Source organism: Butyrivibrio sp. AE2005 (genome assembly GCF_000686965.1).
Lineage (GTDB): Bacteria > Bacillota > Clostridia > Lachnospirales > Lachnospiraceae > Butyrivibrio > Butyrivibrio hungatei_A.
This window is the reverse complement of sequence record NZ_JMMD01000003.1, coordinates 58,332-73,166: the sequence shown is the minus strand read 5'-3', so window position 1 is coordinate 73,166 and position 14,835 is coordinate 58,332. Positions and strand designations below refer to the sequence as shown.

The 14,835-nt window shown below is 40.5% G+C and carries 13 protein-coding genes; 1 reads left to right on the top strand and 12 read right to left on the bottom strand.

Annotated features, from left to right (window positions below; all coding sequences use genetic code 11):
- Positions 1-6 precede the first annotated feature (6 nt).
- Positions 7-975, top strand: coding sequence for a diacylglycerol/lipid kinase family protein (locus DL92_RS0103825; RefSeq protein WP_026666944.1), 969 nt, complete (start codon positions 7-9; stop codon positions 973-975).
- Between the two features lie 37 nt (positions 976-1,012).
- On the opposite strand, the gene DL92_RS0103820 is transcribed toward DL92_RS0103825, so the two are convergent.
- The 12 genes from DL92_RS0103820 to argB all read right to left on the bottom strand — a co-directional run bounded on the left by DL92_RS0103820 (position 1,013) and on the right by argB (position 14,831).
- Positions 1,013-1,723, bottom strand: a complete 711-nt coding sequence (locus tag DL92_RS0103820; RefSeq protein ID WP_026666943.1) for a phosphatase PAP2 family protein — start codon at positions 1,721-1,723, stop codon at positions 1,013-1,015.
- A 62-nt stretch (positions 1,724-1,785) separates the two neighbouring features.
- Positions 1,786-2,811: a glycosyltransferase gene (locus DL92_RS0103815; RefSeq protein WP_026666942.1), complete on the bottom strand. Its 1,026-nt coding sequence runs from the start codon at positions 2,809-2,811 to the stop codon at positions 1,786-1,788.
- 7 nt (positions 2,812-2,818) lie between these two features.
- Complete coding sequence (locus DL92_RS0103810; protein WP_081816826.1) at positions 2,819-3,424, bottom strand: DUF1653 domain-containing protein; 606 nt, start codon at positions 3,422-3,424, stop codon at positions 2,819-2,821.
- Between the two features lie 121 nt (positions 3,425-3,545).
- Positions 3,546-4,571, bottom strand: a complete 1,026-nt coding sequence (gene holA, locus DL92_RS0103805; protein WP_051199201.1) for a DNA polymerase III subunit delta — start codon at positions 4,569-4,571, stop codon at positions 3,546-3,548.
- Positions 4,572-4,645: 74 nt separating this feature from the next.
- Positions 4,646-6,922, bottom strand: coding sequence for a DNA internalization-related competence protein ComEC/Rec2 (locus tag DL92_RS0103800; protein ID WP_081816818.1), 2,277 nt, complete (start codon positions 6,920-6,922; stop codon positions 4,646-4,648).
- Between the two features lie 14 nt (positions 6,923-6,936).
- On the bottom strand, positions 6,937-7,974 hold the full coding sequence (locus tag DL92_RS0103795) for a GerMN domain-containing protein (protein ID WP_196803766.1): 1,038 nt from the start codon (positions 7,972-7,974) through the stop codon (positions 6,937-6,939).
- Positions 7,975-8,004: 30 nt separating this feature from the next.
- Positions 8,005-9,393 carry a sensor histidine kinase gene (locus DL92_RS0103790; RefSeq protein WP_330365501.1) on the bottom strand — a complete coding sequence of 463 codons (1,389 nt, stop codon included), beginning with the start codon at positions 9,391-9,393 and terminating at the stop codon, positions 8,005-8,007.
- Positions 9,394-9,534: 141 nt separating this feature from the next.
- Entirely contained in the window at positions 9,535-10,221 is a 687-nt protein-coding gene (locus DL92_RS0103785; RefSeq protein WP_026654359.1) for a response regulator transcription factor, read from the bottom strand.
- 24 nt (positions 10,222-10,245) lie between these two features.
- On the bottom strand, positions 10,246-10,899 hold the full coding sequence (locus DL92_RS0103780) for a helix-hairpin-helix domain-containing protein (protein ID WP_026666937.1): 654 nt from the start codon (positions 10,897-10,899) through the stop codon (positions 10,246-10,248).
- 83 nt (positions 10,900-10,982) lie between these two features.
- Entirely contained in the window at positions 10,983-12,674 is a 1,692-nt protein-coding gene (locus DL92_RS0103775; protein WP_026666936.1) for a type 2 periplasmic-binding domain-containing protein, read from the bottom strand.
- Positions 12,671-13,870, bottom strand: coding sequence for an aspartate aminotransferase family protein (locus DL92_RS0103770; protein ID WP_242827229.1), 1,200 nt, complete (start codon positions 13,868-13,870; stop codon positions 12,671-12,673). Before DL92_RS0103770 ends, DL92_RS0103775 begins: the two co-directional genes overlap by 4 nt.
- Before the next feature lie 64 nt (positions 13,871-13,934).
- A complete protein-coding gene (gene argB, locus DL92_RS0103765; RefSeq protein WP_026666935.1) occupies positions 13,935-14,831 on the bottom strand; it encodes an acetylglutamate kinase in 897 nt (298 codons plus the stop codon).
- Between the last annotated feature and the right edge of the window lie 4 nt (positions 14,832-14,835).

Below are 14,835 nucleotides of genomic sequence, written 5' to 3'. Positions count from 1 at the left end.
ACGCATATGTATTACTGTATAATCAACCCATCAGCAAGATCCGGAAAGGGAAAAGACATTTGGACCGGCCTTGAATATAAATTTATTTCTGCGGGAATCGAATACACTCCTGTCTTCACGGAAGGTCCCGGACACGCATCGAAACTGATGACACAGTTCATCACATCTGCAAGCGAAGAAGAATATCCAATAAAAGTTATCGTCCTTGGAGGAGATGGAACGCTCAACGAAGCAATAAACGGAATAACCGATTTTGAAAAAGTAATTGTCGGCTACGTGCCTCTCGGTTCAAGTAATGATTTCTCAAGGGATCTTAGCTATCCGAAAGAATACGACGATCTTCTTGAGCGCATAATAGACGGCAAAGTCATAAGAACCCTCGATATAGGAAAACTCACCTACGGTTCAATGACAAAACCGATATCCAGATTATGTAAGACAACACCTGACAAGGTCAGATATTTCGGCGTAAGCTCGGGAATAGGATTTGACGCAGCGGTATGCGAAGAAGCCCTCTCATCGGGAACAAAGAATTTCCTTAATAAAATGGGACTCGGAAAGCTGACCTACGGAATAATCGCAATAAAACAGCTGATAAAAGCAGATAAGATACCGTGCGATATTGAGTTCGAAAACGGCAAACAGATACATTTGTCACACTTCTTATTTATCGCATCAATGATACACCGCTACGAAGGCGGCGGATTTAATTTTGCCCCGAAGGCAAGTCTGACCGACGGCAAATTTGACCTATGCATTGTGGGCGATATGAAGAGGGCAAAAATGATGCTTGCTCTTCCGTTCTCATTCTTTGGTCTTCACTACTACTTTAAAGGCGTTTACAAATACAGAACATCCAGAATAAGAATCAAGACCATGCTTCCCATGTGGGTACATACCGACGGCGAAGTTTCGGTGAAATCAGATGACATCACATTGGAATGTTTAAAACAAAAGCTCCGTCTCATGACCTGAGACAGAGCTTTTTATCATTATAATTGTGCTATCTTATTCAATTGTATCTGAAAGCAAGCTTCTCTTCTTTTCTTCTGCAGAAATTCTCCATTGCCGATGTACGGTAATAGAAAATATAGAAGATAACAGCCATCAAGATCGCGGTCGCAACATCATAAACCGAATGCTGCTTCACGAACATGGTTGAAAGAATAATAAGTGTTCCTAAAATGTCACTTGAAATCTTTAATCTCTTATTAAATTTCTTACTTTTTCGGACAGCAATCATGGTTCCGATTGAGTTATATACATGAATACTCGGCCAAAGGTTTGCCGACGTATCTTTGCTGTATATGATCTGCACAAGCGCGGTAAAAATATTATCCCTTGGCATAACAGCCGGCCTTAAGTGCTGTACATTCGGAAAAAGAGTCGATATTACAAGGAACAATGTCATTCCCGTAGTCAGGAAAAAGAAGTTCTTGTAATAATCCTCCACTTCCAACGTCAGTATAAAGAAAACCAGCGTAAGTGATACGTAAAAGAACCATAAATAATACGGAACAATAAACGCTTCTATAAATGGAATCCTGTCATCAAGCGCCGTATGTATAACGGCATAGTGTGAAAATCTGTGTTTCTCTATTATTGAGAACCAGGTAATATACAAAGCACCATACATAAGAAGCGGCATTGCCATTCCGAATACATTCTTTAAATAGCCCTTGTCAGGCTTTTTTCCAACAAGTCTTTCGAATATATCTTTCATAATTTCCTCATAGGTGTATTTGCTATTTCTGCATCTCAAACTACTTTATCACTTTATCGATATTAATTAAAGTGAAAAATTTTCTGCAATAATTTATATCCGGCCAAAGTTATCTTTCTGCCGCCTTTTCCGGGCAAATAAATATATGTGCCTTCAATACTGTATCTGATCCTTACATATAACCAGTAATTCTTGTCCTTGATGTAGTTTAAGAGATCTTTTCTCTTAGCAAGATTTTCGGGCGTATCCTCAGTAATAAGAAGCACCGAAGAAATAGCTGTAATAATCTCCAGATAATTAAACATATATCTGTATCTCTCAGGCTGCGACTTGATCATTCCGATATTCTCAACGTAATAATCAATCATGAGCTTATTTACCCTGATCTGCTGATCGATACGCGAAAGCATGATCTTCTGGTTAACCGACTGGTCCTCACGCCCGATGTAATAATAATAGAAATTAACATCGAGGTAGTACATCGTCTTTACAAAAGGAAGCGGATTGAACACATAAATATTATCTACATAGAATGTGTGCTCAGGGAGCTTTAATCCGCACTGCTTTAAGAGCTTTGTCCTAAATATTACAGAATGCATGAGAAGATAATGTCCCTTGGGAGTTCTCTTTATGTCTTTCCATGAAAAGAGCTCTTCAACAGGAAACATAGTGTTATAACGCATAACCTTATGTCTCTTCTCGCCCACTTTGTTATATACAAAATTGCTGATCAAAAGATCAAGCTGAGTATCTCCGCCCGCAAGATCTGCAAGTGTCGACAATATTTTTCTGTAAGCAATCTCTTTTACCCAGTCATCAGAATCAACCACCTTAAAGAAAAGACCTGTAGCGTGCTCAAGTCCGGCATTTACGGCACTGCCGTGTCCACCGTTGGGTTTATGAATTGCTTTTACTATCGTGGGATACTTTGCCGCATATTCATCGGCTATCTCCGCCGTTCTGTCCTTTGACCCGTCATCAACGACCAAAATCTCTACATCCTCACCGCCAACAAGCAGCGATTCTATGCATTTAGCCATGTACCCTTCTGAATTGTAGCAGGGAATCGCAACTGAAAGTAATTTCATATTGTATTTAACTCCTTAATCTGGTACTTTCATATTTCTCCATCGTTGTAAGGCAGTTCCTAAGATCATTGTACCTGCCGTCTACATCCCCCTCGTTAATGACAACGCCAACCGACATCGCCATTATATCAATCATATCGTTAGTAATTATCGGATGAAGCTTGCACAAAATATCATTCTTTTCGGAAGCAAGGTCTGCATCCAAAAATTTTATCACAAGCGGATCAAGGTTAAGATCGCGCGCCTCATCATCAATGCTCTTCTCCATAACTTCAGAGCGTTCGTAAGAAGTATCTACTTTAAACTTCGGTGCTGAAGTCATTTTTTTCTCATCACTCATCTTTCCTGCCTCACTAATCTCGTTATCTACTTCATTTTCGGTTTTTGTGGTTTTTGTGACTTCTACAGAATCGTCCGTATCAGCTTTTTCAGCTCTATCAACCTTTTCAAAGCGAAATCTCTGTTCAACATCCGGATATTTCTCCCTGTCGACTTCCGACATGAACATTGAAAGAGGTCTGCAATAAACCGAATAGTCCCCATATAATGCCTGATAGACCACCATTTCTTCCCTTGTCTCGGAATGAATTGCAATAGTGACTATCTGATACATTTTCCCCTTAAAATGTCTGTATAACTCCTGTGGTTTTGGTACCGGTCTTTCCAAAAAAATCTACCTCCCTATAAGCGTAAACAATGTTTAGTATAAGCCCAAAATCGTTCTTTTTCAAATATCATTTAACTTTTTGATCGCGGGTGCAACCTATTATGACCATCTCAACACTGATAATATAATCAAGCTTTCCGGTCTTAACAGCTTCATCATTTGAAGCACACAGTTCAAGCGCATCTCTCAGCTCTTCAATTGTGTAATTGCCTGCCCATCCCACGTATTTACCGACAAGGAACGGTGCCAACCCCACGGCACTTGCAATCTGCGCTTTGTCCTTGTGATTTTGGGTCATCTCTTTTATCTGGAGCATTAAATTAAACTGCCTTGTTATTAGAGCAAGTATCTTTGCGGGTGGTTCCTTAAGCGCAAGAAGATCGTAGTAAAGATTTATCGCCACAGTCCTCTTTCTCTCTACGATTGCATCCGTCATTGCAAAGATACGGCCTGTAAGCCAGTTCGCACATACAGTCTCCACATCTTCATCCGTGATCTCATTTCTGTCTATGCAGTAGCAGACAAGCTTTTCTATCTCGGTACTTATATTTGACATATCTGTTCCGACGCGTCCCAAAAACAGTGCAAGGGCACGTGGAGAGATTGTTTTTCCCTCAGCTTTGAGTTTACCTGCGATCCACCTTCTCAAGGTATCTTCGCTCTGCTCATCGCAGCTGATATCAAGTCCAAGCTTAGATGCAGCTTTATAAATGTCTTTTCTCTTGTCTACTTCCTTCTCAACAAAAATAAAGTAGGTTGTCTCCGACGGTTTCTTAAGATAATCCGCAAGTTCAGGACAACCGTTCTTGAAAAATCCGCTGTTCTCGATAAGTATCACTCTCTTATCGGATAAAAAGGGCATTGTCTCAGCCATATCGATTATCTCAGCCGGATTGCAGCCATCACCCTCGTATCTGGTGAAATTCATTGAAGAAGCGTCTACCCCCATGGCCTTAACAAGTTTATCCTTGTTCTGGAGCCTCAGATAAGCCTCATCGCCGTACAAAAGATAGCAAGGCTTAAAATTCCCGCTTGCTATATCTTCATTTATCTGTCTCTGCTTCACCGGAAAATCTGATGTCTTAACTGCCATAAATAATCACACTCCATTCAATATGTTACCACAAATGCGCCAAAAACTCACCCGAATATATCATTTCAGATGCTCTATTTTTCATTCAGAAATTTCTTTGTTTCCAACACACCGTCTCTTACGTTTATAATGACAGCCCCCGATTCGTCAGTCCTGTATACTTCCGCACCGATATTCTCAAGCCTCTCAAGCGTCTCCTTATGCGGATGACCGTAGGTATTGTTTTCCCCGCAGCTTATGACGGCTATCTTCGGATTTATAAGCTCAAGAAATTCCGCATCAGTCGTATATTTAGACCCGTGATGAGCAACTTTCAGCAAAGTTACATTCTTAAAAATCTGTGGATTGTTTCTTATGGTCTCCTTGATATTCTCCTGCCCTTCCTCCTCCACATCTCCGGTAAAAAGAGCTTTAAACTCCCCTCTGCTCATCAAAAGAACTGTAGAATAAGCATTCGCGCCATCCGTAGTCATTCCTTTATCAGGATTTATGCACAAAAACTTTGATTTTCCCACGGTAATCTCCTCTCCTGTCGAAATATAAGAAACAGGAATGCCAAGCCCCGCTGCTCTCTTCTCAAGTTCTCTGTAATTATCACCTCTTGATTTTTCCGAGACATCGGGAAGAATCAGTCTCTTTATCCTTATCCCGCCTTTTTCCATATCATCCATTATTTCAAAAAGGCCCGAAATATGGTCGTTATCTTCATGCGTAACAATCGCCGCGTCAAGACTTCCTATCGCTCTGTATTTAAGATAAGGGATTATCGAGTACCTTCCGACTTTCTTTTCCGAAGTACTTCCGCCGTCTATAAGTATGCGCTCACTTCCGTCTTCTATCACGATCCCGTCGCCCTGCCCGACATAAAGTGTAGATATCATCAGCTCAGGTTTGGGGCTGTATATCAAAACAGCGACAGCTATTGCTATCAAAGCCCGCCTTATGTTTTTTTCCATATTCGATGATATATGAATGTTTCTAATTCTGCCTTTTGTGAAAAAGAGCGCCAGCCCTGCAATCATACAATAACATGTGATCTTAATTTCGCCCGCATGACCTATGTATAGAGTATTCCCCGGAAAATTAATCTGAACTCCGCATACACCTTTGTAAAAAAGAAGTATCAAGTGCGCAATGATTCCAGGAACCGTTCCCGGAACACCTGCTGTAAAAAGGCAGAAAATCCCCATGACCATCAGCACACTTACAAGCGGGATTATTATCATATTTGATATTAAAGAAAACAGTGGATATGTGAAATAATACGACATATATATCGGTAAAGTGGAAATCATGATAGAAAAACCAAGAATAAGCCCCGAACAGATTGCCTGATTCATTTTGTGAAAGACATTATCATCATCGCCTGAAAACTTAAGCTTTCCGCTCTCTCTTTTCTCAAAAAGCTTTTCAAGCGCCGGTCTTACAACCGTAACGCCTATGACAGCACAAAAAGAAAATAAAAATCCACTGTTATATAAATAGAGCGGACAATCAAGAACCAGCAGAATCTCGGCTATAGCAAGTCCAGATAAAATATCATATGTTCTCCCAAGGAACGGAGCAAGCAACCTTATTGTAAACATACATATCGCCCTGAAAGAAGACGATCCGACACCGCACATCTCCCCATACAGATACATTACAGCTATCGGAATCACCGTATAAAATACCGGCTTAATCTTGCACTTTCGAAGCGCTTTATAAAGTCCCATTCCGATTATGGATATATGAAGTCCGCTAACGGCAAGAATATGCATTATCCCACTGTTTTTATACATATCCTTTATATCATCATCCATAAAGGCCTTATCGCCCAGGATCATAGCCTTTAACACGGCCGAATCGTCATCACTGAGCACAGGATTCCGGTCAAGATTCTTTTCCAAAAGCATCTTAAGATCATAAAGTCTCTCCCGCAGAACATCCTCTCTTCCGTCCGTCTCCGTAATTTCAGCATTATATAATTTAAAAGCAATCTTCAAGGTCGCATAGTACAAGCGACTGTCAAATCCCCCTGGATTTCTTACTTTCTTAAACGACGTAAATTTCCCTCGTATCTTAACGTGCTCGCCGACAGAAGGGACATAAACATCTCCCTCTTTTAAACTGCACATTATATATTTCATTTTTCCGATTGAGATATTCTGTGGAACCACATAAATAACATAAAGACTTTCACCTGACTGATCGGGACGGGCTTCTTTCCTTGCCACAACGCCGGTAACCAAGCCCGTTTCCCCATCTTGACGATCAGGTAATTCATATAAATAATTCGTAAAAGAAATTCTAAGATAAATAAAGACAATCGCCGTAATGACCAGTGCAACCGGACACAACGGTCTTTTCACTTATATAAAACTCCTTATTTTGAAATAATATCGGTATTCTTTTCGTATGCACCGGAAATATTATAATCCATAAAGGTAAACGAAGAATCTCCGTCAACCGAAATAACCACTCTGTCTACATCCGGAAGCTCAGTTGCAGTATTTACTATAGAATAAAGCGCAACCTGCACCGTGACATTATTGGACTGAGTAAGGAAGGATGAATCAAAATCAATAAAGCAAACCTTGTCCTTGATATTAACACTGTTGATCTTGGTATCCTTATTGATCGTAGGAAAGGCATCATTTGTGTTAGGACCGTTTATAAGCTGTTCAATCCTTAATTTTTCCTCGGAAATATTGCTGTTATATACAACATATCTGTATACACGCTTAAGTTTATCTCCTGCCTTGTTTGCAAAATACAGCGTGATTTCCTTTTTCTTATTTTTATTAATTTCGCTGTCAACATTGTAGATAAAATCCTCACCTTTCATAGGACCTATAGCATTTCCCGAATGGTCTTTTAAAGGTGCGGGCTCATATGGATCGTCTGTTGCCGAATCGGCATCGCCTTCGGAATTCATACGAACAGCCTCTTTTTTACCCACACAAAAATATACATAATCTATACCTTCAAGCTGTGTAAATGTACGTACTATCGCAGCTCTGGTAAGAACCTCTTTGGTTATTCCAAGCTTATCGTACTGAGCACCGAACTCAAGCTTAAGAACATTATTTACGTAAGTGTATCTATTAAGCCAGGCATCTCCGACCACATCACCATTTTTTTCGTTGGGCTTCTCTCCGGATTCATCGCCGGATATGGGAGCCTCATACAGGCTCTTTCCCGGACTCTCCTCAAGCTTCTGGACAAGCTCTGTTATCGCACCGTACATATCTTTTGTGGGATCTGTCTTAAGTTCGTACTCAACCGGCACAATACTTGTCTCATCCGTTTTCACGTAGTAAACATTTATCTTGTTGTCTGCTTCGATCTTTTTTTCGCCACATGAAACCAGAAAAACGGATGTAAGTATGCTTGCTGCACAAAACAATATTCTATTTTTCATAAAGCAGCTGGTTCTCATAACATATCTCTCTTACTTCTGATTTGTGTAAATAAGCGGTATCTTAACGGTAAAGGTTGTTCCCTTATCCACTTCACTGTCTACATCGATAGTTCCTCTATGCATAAGGATCGCATTTCGTACGATTGCAAGTCCAAGTCCCGTACCGCCGATCTGTCTCGATCTTGACTTCTCAACTCGGTAAAATCTCTCATAAATATGATCGAGCGATTCCTTCGGAATACCCATACCGGTATCCATAACCTTTACAACAAAGAACTGCTGGTCGGCATCAACTTCAACCTTAACCTGACCTTTATCCTTGTTGTATTTTATCGCATTTTCAACAAGATTCATAACAACAAGCGATATTTTTACTTCATCTATCTCTGCCGTTACTGCACGCTTACTCTCAAGTGTAAGCTCAATGTTATGTTTAACAGCAATAGGTCTTAATCTCTTGCAGACTATCTCAACAAGCTCGACAACATCAACGCTTGTGATATTAAGGTCCGCTGCTGTTTTATCCATCTTAACAAGAGAAAGAAGATCGTTGATTATCTTATCCTCTCTGTCTATCTCACTTACAATATCCACCATGAAATCTTTATAAACTTCATTCGGAACATTGTCCTGTGCCAAAAGAGAATCCGCCAAAACCTTCATTGAAGTGATAGGCGTCTTAAGCTCATGCGACACGTTGGAAACAAACTCCTGACGCGAATCGTCAAGAACCTTCATTCGCTTAAGCAACGCATTGAAAGCTTTGATAATCTGCTCCGTTTCAAGGAAGTTAGGCCCGATAATAGGCTCATCGGTATATCCAGCCTTAACGTCATCAATCGCAGCCGTAATTCTGTCAAATGGCTGTAACAACGCTGCAGATACAACCGCAGCATAGACGAATATAACCAAAATAATGATGACCTCAATGGTTGTAGCTCTTCTGCTAAGAACCTCAAGAGTCGCCTCAATCGAGTCTGTCGACACACTCGTAAGGATAACTCCTCTAACAACCTCCGTAGGCTCATTCTTATCCGATATATCACCTTCCTGAATAATAGGCGCCTGAATAATAGGGGTAACTACCTCGATAAAACCATCATCATGGTTATATCTGGAAACCGCCCCTTTTGAGCCCTTTTTAAGACAGTTTACAACTTCTTCGGAGATAATAGTCTTACCTTCGTTGATATTGTAAGTGTCCTTAATAACTTTAAGCTCATTATTAATAACCATCACACGTCCGTCGTAAATGGTAGTCAGCATATCCAGCTCCGCATTTACGACTTCCGATGATGTATTTGTAAAGTACTCATTCGTAATAAGGTGATTAGCCAAAATTCTCAGCTGTGTCTGAACGCCTTTTGAATTGACATTGACAGCACGATCTTCATAACTTTGAAGGATCAGAATATGCATTATAACGCATGAAAATAATCCTGTCAGAAATACAATTATGAAAAATCGTGCTCTTAGACTTTTTAATAGGTTACTGATCTTTAATTGTTTAAAAAAACTTAAAATCACACCAATATAACGTTTCATATTTTTAGCTGTGGATTATGCCTGGAAATAATATCCACTTCCCCACTTTGTTCTGATGTACTGTGGCTCGCTCGGATTAGCCTCAAGCTTCTCACGAAGTCTTCTGATATGTACGTCTACAGTTCTTGCATCGCCCTTGAAGTCCCAATCCTTATTCCAAACAACATCCATAAGCATGTCTCTTGTATAAGGCTTTCCGGCATGTACCGCAAGATATTCCAAAAGCTCATACTCACGAACTGTTACATCGATTTCTTTATCATTAATAAATACTCTTCTGTACTCCTGATAAATCTTAAGATCACCAAACTGAAGGCACTTATCATCAAGAGTAGCCTTTGCTGATCTTCTGATTATTGCCTTAATCCTGGCCTTAACTTCCAAAATATTGAATGGCTTTGTGATATAATCGTCCGCGCCGTTTTCAAGACCAAGAATCTTGTCCATGTCATCGCCCTTAGCTGTAAGCATGATGATCGGAACATTCGAAAATTCCCTGATCTGCTGACAAGCATCAAGACCTGACATCACAGGTAACATAAGATCAAGAAGAATGATGTCGTATTTATGGTGTTTAGCCATATCAACGGCTTCTTCGCCATCGTAAGCACAGTCAACCACGAAATCATCCTGCTCCAAGCTGAACTTAATTCCTTTTACAATTGTCTTTTCGTCATCAACAACCAAAACTTTTTTACTCATAATCCACCCATTCCTATAATTTTGTTATACAGTGATGTATTCTTTTATCTTGGAAAAAAGCTTGTCTTTAATACCGGATATTTCCATTATATCTTCTATGGAATTGAATTTTCCATTCTGTTGACGGTACTTAACAATTCTCGCCGCTATGCTATCGCCTATCCCCGGGAGAGTCTTAAGTTCCTCTTCGGTAGCTGAATTAATATTAATCAATTCACAGTTAACCGATTTTACATCAACATCATGTCCGGTTTTGTCAAAAGAATTAAAATCTTCCGACAAGACATTGCCCTTTCCCTTAATCTCTTCCGTCTCTTCGAGAGTTGGAATTCTTAATTTAGCACCATCGGATATTTCGGCTGCAAGATTGACATAAGTAGTATCAGCCTCGTCACTAAATCCTCCGGCAGCAATAACAGCGTCATTTATCCTACTTCCAAAAGAAAGCTCATATACTCCGGGTTCGGATACTGCACCACATACATATACGACAAGCACTTGGGAACTGATTTCTTCCGAACTTCCGATGCTTTCCTCACCGGTACTGTCATCCGAATAAGACTCTGCCCCTTCGTCACTTATCATCTTGTTCATAACAGGCTCTGTTTCAGCCTTTGTCGAAGTGCATCCGGTCAGTATGCATACTATACCGAACAACACTAAAAAGATTTTTTGCATGTATCCTCCATTACAGAGGTCCCCGCCATGCAATCTTTATTCTAGTATATATTAAGTAATTTATCAAGCTAATTTAACATTCGTTAATCGCCTTCTTCGGAAAGTCCGGCTGTAATAGGTTGATCAATCGGATCCTGGATAACCTGATCATGATATTCCTGCCCCATTACCTGAGTTTTGATACTCTCGGACAATTCTTTAAGTATGGCGTTACAATCCGCATCCTCATCATCCCAGATCTTCGCAAAAGCAATCTCAAGCTCCATCCAGAAATTACTTGTCTGAATAGTCTTGGGCATGGAAACCGAATCGGCATAAATATCTACGAACTTATTGATTCCGTCGTGTCCGTAATCAATTCCGTAATGCGCTGCAAGTTTATGTGACATTTTGTAAATATCATCTTTTTCATCCATGCAGATCATTCTTGCAAAGTCTTCCGCAACATCCGGATGCTCCGAATATCCGTTAACAACAAGACAGTTCGTAACAGACATGGTTCTTGTCTTAAGTCCGTTGGGAAGCTCCGGTACAGCGGGAGCTACGGCAAACTCATAAAGTTCACCACCATCGGCAGTAATTGACAACGGATCTTCAACCTTAATTTCGTCATACTTTTTGAAAATATCGGTCGTGGCAATGGTGAACAGGATTTCTCCCTTAAGGAATCTTGTCGCCATATCATCATAAGAAATTTCTTTCGCATCAATAGCGAAGAACTGCTTAAGCTGCTGATAAACCTTCATACAGCTGATAGTGTTACCGTTATAGATTGCTATATCCTGATCGATATTTTCTACGTTAATATTGTCTCCGGCGTCACCACCGAGATTCATATATGCGCCCACGAAGAAATAGTTATAAAAGATATCATTGACATCCCACTCCAAGATGGATTTGATCTTATCCGGAGCTTCGTATTTACGTGAGAAATTGATGATATCCTGAATCGATTTGAAATCTGAAGAAAGAATATCATTGATTTCTTCGTTAACCGCTTCTGTGGAGAAATCGTCATCTTCCGGAACCTCTTCAGCTTCGGCGTCTTCACCCTCTAAATCCTCTCCTTCTTCACCTTCGCCGCTGTTTTCCTCTCCGGCTTCATCCGAAGACTCTTCACTTGAAGCTTCACTCGACTCTTCGCTTGCCTTTTCGGTATCCTCGGCATTTTCGGAAGAATCACCCTCACCGGCATTCTCATTGCTTTCTTCAAGCGCAGGTTCCTGCTCTACGGATTCTTCTTCCTGCTTTTTCTTTTCCATCTGCTCTTTTGCATAATTCTCAAGATATGTCTTGTTATATACAAGAGCACTGGTCTCAAAGTAGAAAGGATAAGCTACATATTTACCTTTGTATGTTACGGAATCAAGCGCCGCTTTCGGGAAAAGAACCTTGTTAAAAAAGCCTTCTGAATTATCGGCTTCAAGCGCAAGGCCGGCACAATAAACTTTCTCAAGAGTATCGTTTGTGGTAACAAAAATATCGGGAAAGTTCTTGTCTTCAACAGATGCCTTGTTTATTTCTTCGAGATATTCCATTCCCGAAACAAGCTTAGGCTCAACACGAACATTCCTGTTTTTCTCGGAAAACTTGATCGCCATACTCTGAAGGTATGGAGTGATCGCATCATCCGTGTACCACAGTCTCAGAGTTGTCTTATTTGAAAAAAAAGAAAATTCTTCAAATATGCTTTCATCTGAACGGGCATTAACAAAAACGCCCGCCAGCATGCATAATATTAGAACTATAGAAATAATTTTGGTTTCAAATTTCATATCTTCCCCAAACATGAGTCCAAAATGTCGATCATCTCGTCAACATTTTCTTTGGTTATGACAAGAGAAGGAACAAATCTGATGATCTCGGCTCCGGCATTTATCAAGATAAGTCCGTTTTCAAGAGCCATATTGATCACATCCGCAACAGGTCTGTTAAATACAAGACCCTGCATAAAACCTGAACCTCTTCTGTCCACTATGAAATCGTAGCGATCCTTTAGCTCATCAAGTCTCTTTTCGAGATAAGGTGCCACTTTATTCACATTTTCTATTATATTGTCATTGTTAAATAAATCAAGAACTTTATTAACAGCTGCGCAAGCAAGCGGGTTACCGCCATAAGTTGTTCCATGATCTCCGGCAACAAGAGAATTTGCCCCAACTTTTTCGGTCATAAGGAATGCACCGACCGGAACTCCGCATCCCAAAGCCTTTGCTGTTGTCATGATATCAGGCTTTACTCCGAATTTCTGCCATGCGAACATTGAGCCTGTTCTTCCCATTCCGCACTGAATCTCATCGAGAATAAGAAGTATATCTTTTTCATCGCAAAGTGCCCTTACTTTGGTAAGGAATTCTTCGGTTGCAGGATATATACCGCCCTCTCCCTGAACAGTCTCCATGATGATCGCACATGTCTTGTCCGTCACGCATGAAAGAACACTTTCAAAATCATTGAAATCGGCAAACTTAATATTTCCGATCATAGGCTCAAACGCCTCACGATAATGAGGATTGCCCGTAACGGAAAGTGCTCCGAATGTCCTTCCGTGGAATGAGTGATTCATGGCAATGATCTCATGATCCGTCTTGCCGTCCTTAAGAAACGCATATTTTCTTGCAGCCTTAAGAGCTCCTTCAACAGCTTCCGCTCCGCTGTTTGTAAAAAATACCCTGTCCATGCCCGAAGCTTTCTTTATCTTCTTTGCAGCTTCGATGGCAGGCACATTGTAATAATAATTTGACGTATGAAGAATCTTGTCTATCTGCGCCTTAAGTGTGTCATTGTAGTCCTTGTAGTTGTAACCAAGGGCAAATACAGCGATTCCCGATACAAAATCAAGATATTTTTTCCCGTCTATATCATAAAGATATACGCCCTCTCCTCTGTCGAGGACGATCTGATAACGGTTATATGTATGAAGCAGTGCCTTCTCGGCCTCTTCTATGTAATTTTTCATTGTCTCACTCATTTTCGCTTCTCCCTGCTAATTAAGCCATTTTTTGTAAATACCGGTAATATCCGCTTTTTGTAGATCAACTATTTTGCGTGAGTGCGTCATCGTCAGCCATGAACATGGTTCCTACACCCTTTTTGGTAAAGATCTCAAGCAGGATGCAATGAGGAATCCTTCCATCAAGGATATGTACGTTATTAACACCTTTTCTGATGGCATCGGTACAGTTGTTGAGTTTGGGAAGCATTCCGCCGCCGATATTTCCGGAAGCGATAAGTTCATCCGCCTCAGAACATGTAAGTCTTGAAATAAAGGATGAAGGATCCTTGATATCCTTGTAAACGCCTTCGATATCTGTAAGGAATGCAAGCTTATTGGCGCCTACAGCCTTAGCGATCGCGCAAGCCGCATCATCCGCATTTATATTATATGTATCAAAATTATCATCAAGTCCTATGGGCGCAATGATAGGAAGATAGTCATTATCAAGAAGGTCAAAAAGAATCTTGGGATCTACAGAATCAACTTCTCCGACATATCCGATGTCTTTTCCGTCCGAAAGCTTCTTTTTCACATGAAGAAGTCCCGAATCCTTGCCGCTTATTCCGATAGCCTTAACACCAAGTTCCTGAACCATTGTAACAAGCTGCTTGTTAACTCTTCCAAGAACCATCTCTGCAATTTCCATTGTCTCTGCATCGGTAACTCTGAGTCCGTTTACAAACTCAGCTTCTTTTCCAACCTTGGAAACCCATGAGCTGATAGCCTTTCCGCCGCCGTGAACGATGATAGGCTTAAATCCTACAAGTTTAAGAAGCGTAACATCTGTTATCACATTCTTCTGGAGTTCTTCGTTGCTCATGGCACTTCCGCCATACTTAACAACTATGATCTTTCTGTTGAATTTCTGAATATATGGAAGCGCCTCAACAAGTACTTCCGCTTTTTTTAATACATCCTGCATATCCTTATCCATTTTC

Excerpts from the sequence above, each read along its gene's own strand:
- DL92_RS0103825 (WP_026666944.1), top strand. The coding sequence starts at position 7 with ATGTATTACTGTATAATCAACCCATCAGCAAGATCCGGAAAGGGAAAA.
- DL92_RS0103820 (WP_026666943.1), bottom strand. The coding sequence starts at position 1,723 with ATGAAAGATATATTCGAAAGACTTGTTGGAAAAAAGCCTGACAAGGGC.
- DL92_RS0103815 (WP_026666942.1), bottom strand. The coding sequence starts at position 2,811 with ATGAAATTACTTTCAGTTGCGATTCCCTGCTACAATTCAGAAGGGTAC.
- DL92_RS0103810 (WP_081816826.1), bottom strand. The coding sequence starts at position 3,424 with ATGTATCAGATAGTCACTATTGCAATTCATTCCGAGACAAGGGAAGAA.
- holA (WP_051199201.1), bottom strand. The coding sequence starts at position 4,571 with ATGGCAGTTAAGACATCAGATTTTCCGGTGAAGCAGAGACAGATAAAT.
- DL92_RS0103795 (WP_196803766.1), bottom strand. The coding sequence starts at position 7,974 with ATGAAAAATAGAATATTGTTTTGTGCAGCAAGCATACTTACATCCGTT.
- DL92_RS0103790 (WP_330365501.1), bottom strand. The coding sequence starts at position 9,393 with ATGCATATTCTGATCCTTCAAAGTTATGAAGATCGTGCTGTCAATGTC.
- DL92_RS0103785 (WP_026654359.1), bottom strand. The coding sequence starts at position 10,221 with ATGAGTAAAAAAGTTTTGGTTGTTGATGACGAAAAGACAATTGTAAAA.
- DL92_RS0103780 (WP_026666937.1), bottom strand. The coding sequence starts at position 10,899 with ATGCAAAAAATCTTTTTAGTGTTGTTCGGTATAGTATGCATACTGACC.
- DL92_RS0103775 (WP_026666936.1), bottom strand. The coding sequence starts at position 12,674 with ATGAAATTTGAAACCAAAATTATTTCTATAGTTCTAATATTATGCATG.
- DL92_RS0103770 (WP_242827229.1), bottom strand. The coding sequence starts at position 13,870 with ATGAGTGAGACAATGAAAAATTACATAGAAGAGGCCGAGAAGGCACTG.
- argB (WP_026666935.1), bottom strand. The coding sequence starts at position 14,831 with ATGGATAAGGATATGCAGGATGTATTAAAAAAAGCGGAAGTACTTGTT.